General features: G+C 38.9%; 9 protein-coding genes and 1 pseudogene. 4 read left to right on the forward strand and 6 right to left on the reverse strand.

The window, feature by feature from the left end; all coding sequences use genetic code 11:
- Positions 1-492 (reverse strand): ABC transporter permease (locus QAS77_RS09580; RefSeq protein ID WP_305065201.1); only part of this gene is annotated, 492 nt, incomplete at its 3' end.
- 310 nt (positions 493-802) lie between these two features.
- Between QAS77_RS09580 and QAS77_RS09585 the strand changes: the two genes are divergently transcribed.
- Positions 803-1339: a tyrosine-type recombinase/integrase gene (locus QAS77_RS09585; RefSeq protein WP_305065203.1), complete on the forward strand. Its 537-nt coding sequence runs from the start codon at positions 803-805 to the stop codon at positions 1337-1339.
- Between the two features lie 38 nt (positions 1340-1377).
- Here the strand turns inward: QAS77_RS09585 and QAS77_RS09590 are convergent, their stop codons facing one another.
- The 3 genes from QAS77_RS09590 to QAS77_RS09600 all read right to left on the reverse strand — a co-directional run bounded on the left by QAS77_RS09590 (position 1378) and on the right by QAS77_RS09600 (position 2813).
- A complete protein-coding gene (locus tag QAS77_RS09590; protein WP_305065205.1) occupies positions 1378-1755 on the reverse strand; it encodes a DUF2283 domain-containing protein in 378 nt (125 codons plus the stop codon).
- Positions 1756-2067 carry a hypothetical protein gene (locus QAS77_RS09595; RefSeq protein WP_305065207.1) on the reverse strand — a complete coding sequence of 104 codons (312 nt, stop codon included), beginning with the start codon at positions 2065-2067 and terminating at the stop codon, positions 1756-1758.
- 512 nt (positions 2068-2579) lie between these two features.
- A complete protein-coding gene (locus QAS77_RS09600; protein ID WP_305065209.1) occupies positions 2580-2813 on the reverse strand; it encodes a hypothetical protein in 234 nt (77 codons plus the stop codon).
- Positions 2814-3402: 589 nt separating this feature from the next.
- Between QAS77_RS09600 and QAS77_RS09605 the strand changes: the two genes are divergently transcribed.
- Together QAS77_RS09605 and QAS77_RS09610 are read left to right on the forward strand one after the other, a co-directional pair.
- Positions 3403-3540: a hypothetical protein gene (locus QAS77_RS09605; protein ID WP_305065211.1), complete on the forward strand. Its 138-nt coding sequence runs from the start codon at positions 3403-3405 to the stop codon at positions 3538-3540.
- A gap of 130 nt (positions 3541-3670) precedes the next feature.
- Complete coding sequence (locus QAS77_RS09610; protein WP_305065213.1) at positions 3671-4081, forward strand: HIT family protein; 411 nt, start codon at positions 3671-3673, stop codon at positions 4079-4081.
- Positions 4082-4124: 43 nt separating this feature from the next.
- Here QAS77_RS09610 and QAS77_RS09615 read toward each other — a convergent pair whose 3' ends face one another.
- Positions 4125-5441 carry a Fic family protein gene (locus QAS77_RS09615; protein ID WP_305065215.1) on the reverse strand — a complete coding sequence of 439 codons (1317 nt, stop codon included), beginning with the start codon at positions 5439-5441 and terminating at the stop codon, positions 4125-4127.
- Positions 5442-5572: 131 nt separating this feature from the next.
- Here QAS77_RS09615 and QAS77_RS09620 point away from each other — a divergent pair, with 131 nt between their 5' ends.
- Entirely contained in the window at positions 5573-5890 is a 318-nt protein-coding gene (locus tag QAS77_RS09620) for an HIT family protein (protein ID WP_305065217.1), read from the forward strand.
- 361 nt (positions 5891-6251) lie between these two features.
- On the opposite strand, the pseudogene QAS77_RS09625 reads toward QAS77_RS09620, so the two are convergent.
- A pseudogene (locus tag QAS77_RS09625) lies at positions 6252-6480 on the reverse strand (hypothetical protein); the annotation flags it as partial.

Consider the following 6480-nt stretch of genomic DNA (forward strand, 5'->3'; position numbering starts at 1 on the left):
CAATCCGAGTGGTTTTGCTATGTCCGAGCCAAGCATCACTTCCGTGCCATTGGGGTCGGATAGCCAATCCCCGTTTATGTTCCACCACGATCTGAGATTTTGTTCCTGTTCCACATCAACCCCCATTACTATGACCTTTCCATGCCAAAGTCCTGCAACACCATACAAACGAGGCGCCACCACCCCCAGATTCGCACTGTTCTCGATATCGTATATTCTGGGAATATCAGATTCCAATATGTAGTTATCACCAGTGGATATCGACCCGAGAGATGTCGAACCTGCTATCAAGGGTATCGAATTTGTCTGCGGCCTTACGATGATATTAGCACCGAAGTTGTTCGACTCTTCGTAAAGGCTTTCAGTTGCAGCAGAAAACGTTGTAACAACCGCAACAATAGCGGTTGCTGCAACAATGATCCCCAGGACTGCGATCGCAAGTTTAGTTCTCCTGCGGAAAACGTCTTTTAACACAACAGAATATAAGCGCATAAAAATATATTGAGAAGATAGCTACATTAATGCAATTTACAAGGCAAATATGGCCCCTAAGTAAAGCCCTCACATTTGAGAGGAACTATATGGATCATGGCAATCTCTTTGAATCGAGTCATTTCAACAACAGCATAGCTTTCACCAATCAGAAATTGGTTGTATGAGCAATCTAAGTGTACTACTTTTGAAATAATATTATTATAAAAAATAATACATTTAGTATTAAATATTTATTTAAAGTAGAAGAAGTATGACCACCTGCAAATGATCAGTTCCTTAAAAGAAGGAACTTCTGGCAGGTGGTGCTATGAAAAACGATGCCTTTTTGCTACAAAGGAATGCACAGGGCCTAAGAGATAAGTTAGCTGTATTCTCCCAGAGTGTGCTATTGAAAAGGCCAATAGCATTCATACTCAATAATGATGCATATATACCGTTCTCTGTCATCGGTATTTTTGTGATCCTCGGCGCAGTTTTCGCATCTGCATATTTTTTACAGACGGATTATGAGATTCGTAGCCACAATATGAGAAAGTACTTCAATACAACTCTCCTGAACGCAGGTGCTGACATTTTCTTCGTAGATTATCTGATGGGGCACAAGATCAGTGGAACACATGAAGCATACTATCGTGCGGATCCTGAAGCTCTCAAGAAGAAGTATATCAAATATCTACCCTTCCTGGCAATCGAAGATACTGAAGTTCATACCATCGAGAGCGAAGAGTATAGGATGCTGCGTGAAGAGAACGAACAAATGAAGAAAGAGTTCGAGCAGTTGAAATCATCGATGAGACAAGAGTTCGCACAGATGGTTGACGCGAAAGTTGATGCCAGGATATAAGGGGGAATGTCGGGGATCGAGGACTGACCCATAGTGAATCATGCAAGTGCAAACGAATTTGAAGCGGGTGACAGATTCATGTCATTTGTACCCGTTACCGACATGGTTCTTGCAATATGATGATTTCTTTTTAAGAATGTGAACTTTAGATTTATATTCACTTTGCGATCTGAAACATCAATCTCGCACTCAAGTTCAACAGGTGATCGCAATTCGTACTTACTAATCCCAAACTTTTTGGACGCGTTCAGCACTTCTATGCCGACTACTTTGTTATCTGCATTCATGTCTATGACAAGATCTTCCAGTATCTTCGACGAGCTATATTTTCGGCTCGAGTAGTAAATATAAAATGTATCATTTAATGAATCATAATCATATTCGCTATCCCCGGGGACAACTTCTTTATTAGACATTCATTTCACCCGCCGTTTTGCTTCCTGCTTAATACAAGTTACTAATGATATTCTTACTGGACTTTCATTTCTAACTGCACAGATGAGAATAGCATCATACTTATCATTAATCCTGTAAATTATTTGAAACTTGTTATTCTCTTGGTCGACGATTCCTTTTGGTACTTCCGTTGTTAATATAGTATGTAGCTGATTGACGTCAGCGAATTGATCCAAGCCTCGCTCTTCAGCTCTCAGTTTAAAGTGATTAGAGAATACTAAATCGTATATCTCGATTGCCGAAAGCAATTCTTGGAACTCTTTGATATTCAAGCATCTACCTCACGGATTGACATCTGCGATAGCAGAATAGGGCATATAATATTTAAACATTGATTTTTGAAATCTTATTTTGTAACCAATTAATGATTCTCTTATAATTTGGTACCGCGACACTAGCTATAAGCCATACTGCCCCTACAATGATATTTTGCCAGCTCTGATCCAATTGCCTCAAGGTGAATATTGCAATCAAGATTGCGAGGAAAGCTGCGATAGGAGATAACAGCTTTGTATTATTATTGATGAGAGTAATCGATCTGTGAGTTGCATCCAGAATTACTGAAACTCCAATTTGACCGATGTACCATCCTGCAAAGGGGGAATGATATCATAAAAAGTATCATGAAAACGATGGCCCCATAACCATATAATGATGGTATACTGCTTGGATTGGATATCGTAAGGAAAGATATAACAAAAAAGAAAAATGACACCGATGCTCTTTCTACATACTTGATACGTTCTTCCACCGTCAATGGATTTAAGGGATTTTCATTCATAAATTAAGTTTCCACGAAATACAAATACTGCCTATCAGGACAATACATATCCAGCTCGACCTTCATTCTCTGAATCAGGTCACAGCAATGACGCGATGCTACACCGAAATACTTTTTGAGCAGTTTACAGAACTCATCCATGGTCATGCCATCGTAAACATATCCTTCGAGTTCCATGAGGATATCTCTGGCAAGTTCTTCTTCGGATATTGTCTCAGTGACAGTTATTTCATCCAATGTGTGCACATACTCGCAATCAGATCATTTCCCGCATAGATCTTCAGTTACATGCAGTCGAACATTTTGATAATCGTATTGACCACATTTTGAGCATTTTGTTTTGACGTACATCAGTCCACTTCTTTGTCTTGTTCACGCGCGGGCACTTTTACAGACGGTCCTTGGTATGCGTCGTATATACAATACACCCAGAAACCAACAATAACAAAAGCCCCCACACCCCCAATTCCACAATGGATACCATGAGGATTATGATAATCAACATCGCGCCGAGTCCCCCAAGTATCTCGCCGTTATAAATTTGTCCCAATCCTGGAATAAAGAACGACATGATCGCAGCAACCCCTGGACTCCGCGTTTTTATTAACGTTGTCTCGACTGTCGCCTTAGTTGTCGATACTCCACAGTGTGGACAAAATGCCACATCATCAATCTCTTCTCCACAATTAGAACAGTACATTGTATACCCCAGTTCAACCAACTGCAACAATTCGAATGTATATAAAATTTATGAAATAAGTCTATTACTCCAAAATAATTTTGCGAGATGATAACTTCTTTCCGAGATCTTTAGGATTTACAGCATGTGACTCCAACCACTCTTTACTTACCGCACGGACTTGCTTCTCTCTCAATCGTTCATCGAGCACATCTTCTTGATCTACTTCACAGACTGAACGGACCAAATCTCGACCTTCGTCAGTCTGTAGGTATGCTTTCATGACAGAATGCATCTCCCCTCAGCACTGCTCGCAATAGCATTGTTAGCAACGTACAACAGACACAAGAAATAATGAATGTCCGTTGGAATATTATAAATAAGTAAAGCAGAACTATGTATAAGGAGTCGAAATATGGATTGTCTGTTCTGCGATATAATAAAGGGAAAAATCCCATCCCATAAGATCTATGAAGACGAGGAGACCTATGCTTTCCTTGACATTAACCCCTGTTCCAGAGGGCATACCGTAGTTGTCCCAAAAAAGCACTACGACAGCTTTACCGACATGCCAACTGAAGATGCCGGCTCACTTTTCGCCACCGTGAAGATGCTAACAGGGATGTTAGAGGATGCAATGTCAGCGGACGGCTCGAACGTTGGTCTTAATAACAAGACTGCTGCCGGTCAGTTAGTGCCACATGTGCATGTCCACATCATCCCGAGAATGGATGGGGATAATGGCGGTTCAATGCATTCGATAGTAGCTGTCAGCGGTGCAGGGAACGATCTGGAAGAGCTGGCTGGGATGTTAAGGGTTGATTGATAAAGCTTAAGGGATAAGAGAGGAGTTATTGATTTTAACGCTTTTATGCATCATTGTGTATTAAAACAAATAAAAACTCCTTCCCGGATTTTTGTTTTTTGAGATGACCAATTTTTTCAAGATGAAATAAATCGCTTCTTGCCGTAGCATACGATACACCTTGTGTATTCATGACTTCTTTTACTGCCATTGTTTTGTGTGGATATTTTATAAATTGCCTAAGTATTTCTCGTTGCCTGATGTTTAATTCATCAGATTCATTCATGTATATCAGGGCCTGATATTGTTCCTGCTGCTTAATTTCAAGATATTTTAGAATTTCATGCAACGATTCTATTATAGCAGTTAAATTAAATTTAATAAAGTACGTCAGATCACCAATCTCTTTATCTTTATCAAAAAAGTAATCCGATTCTGTATATTGATATGCCAATTTATATTGCCGGCGTTTTTTGTAGATCAAACGTGATACGGACATATACTCAAAAAGCCAATAATCCTTTTTCAGGACATACCAGTAAAATAGACTTCTGCCAGTACGCCCATTTCCATCATTAAATGGGTGAATATAATTAAGTAAGTAATGAAGAAATATTCCTTTAATTATGGGATGAATGAAAAACTGGTCATCATTATTTGCAAAATTGCACAGTTCGCTCACTAATTCTGATACTTCTTCTTTTTTTGGAGGAGTATGTAAAACTTCACCATCATTATCAAAAACTCGGATCTCATCGTTGTCCCTGAAAACGCCTTCGTCTTCAGGATTGTCGAGAGTACCTTCGGTCATTCTTTTTTGAAGTTCCAGAAGAAGTTCAGGAGTCATTTCTTCATTTTTTATTTCTAACACATATTTCATTGTGTTATAATTGTTAATGATCATCCGCTCATCTTTGTTTTCTGGTTTTTTACTTTTCCTTAGCATCTCCTTTGCGACTCGACGTGATGGTGTTGCTCCCTCGATCTGACTTGATGCAATAGCTTCTTCCATAAGAGAATTTAATATGTACTTTTCACGATTGTCAGAGATAGCATCGATAACGCTTGAAAGATTTCCTGCTGCGCCTTTATCGAGGGTGTGCAATTTTTCTTGAAACTCATCAAGCATCGTATAATGAAATATATATTTTCCAAAAACAACTTTATTAGGAGTCATCATGACCCGAAACATTTTCATTAAGTACCACAAATAAATTGGTTTGATTGGAATGTTGTCTTTCCTTTTTCCAACCTCTTCCCAATGAAGATATCTCCGATTATATTCAGAAACAAAATTGATCACATCTTGATCATGAATGTACTTCATTGCCTCAGTTCCATCTTCCGTGGACAATGAGGATATTTCGAGTATCTTTTTCATATTATCCAATAGCTAATAGATTATTACTATTTGTAAGATTTTTATACTTGATAATGCTATCTATTAATTTAATAGATATTAACAGATCCTAATAGTTTAGTTTTAATTGGCTTTAAATTGCACAGTTGGTTTTGAAATTTCTCAGAGGACAGACCGTAGTTGTCCCTAAAAAGCACTACAGCTTTACCGACATGCCAACGGAAGATGCCGGCGCACTTTTCGCCACCGTGAAAATGCTAACAGGCATGATAGAGGATGCCATGTTAGCAGACGGCTCGAACGTCGGCCTTAATAACAAGACTGCTGCCGGTCAGTTAGTGCCACATGTGCACGTTCACATCATCCCGAGAATGGATGGAGACAATGGCGGTTCAATGCATTCGATAGTAGCTGTGAGTGGTGCAGGGAACGATCTGGAAGAGTTGGCTGAGATGTTGAGGGTTGATTGATAACGAAAAATCTAGCTGCTTAAAAAGATATAGATTTCTACTCGAAAATATTCTGAAATCAGTGTTTCCTTATACTTGAACACTATATGCTCGAATATATTCAGTGCATTAAAAAAGTAACACTAAAATTGATCGTAGCATTGACGGCAACAAGTCTTGGAAGAAAGTATTCAATACGATTGCAGAAAATGGATTCCACGAGTAATAAACCGTTTACTCTCGCCAGAGTTTCCTATATATGACTTTATACCACAGAAAACAACATTAGCAAAAAAGAGAATTGGAGATTATTTCATCAACAAGAGAATTGAGCCTTTCCTTTCGATTTTTTTTAGCCTTGATTTCAGGCAGTGTCCCCCACTTACTGAATTGGAATCCTGAATGACATCAACTCACCCAATGTCCAAATATGATCTGTAAGCTTCTCCGCCATAACTGGTGTCATCTCCCTCCATCTCCTATTGCCAGAATTAATCTCTATTCGTAGCGATTTATGTGGTTTGACAAAGTTATACCATGCTTGGAAAAAGTCTATGGCCCTTGAATGCATTTGTATATTTTTACTACAGTTCATACCTCTCCGAATAAAC

The organism is Methanococcoides sp., from assembly GCF_030594565.1.
GTDB classification, from domain to species: Archaea; Halobacteriota; Methanosarcinia; order Methanosarcinales; family Methanosarcinaceae; genus Methanococcoides; species Methanococcoides seepicolus.

What these genes read in the sequence shown, in the direction of transcription:
- QAS77_RS09610 (WP_305065213.1), top strand. Translation starts at nt 3,671, where the DNA reads ATGGATTGTCTGTTCTGCGATATAATAAAGGGAAAAATCCCATCCCAT.
- QAS77_RS09585 (WP_305065203.1), top strand. Translation starts at nt 803, where the DNA reads ATGAAAAACGATGCCTTTTTGCTACAAAGGAATGCACAGGGCCTAAGA.
- QAS77_RS09590 (WP_305065205.1), bottom strand. Translation starts at nt 1,755, where the DNA reads ATGTCTAATAAAGAAGTTGTCCCCGGGGATAGCGAATATGATTATGAT.
- QAS77_RS09615 (WP_305065215.1), bottom strand. Translation starts at nt 5,441, where the DNA reads ATGAAAAAGATACTCGAAATATCCTCATTGTCCACGGAAGATGGAACT.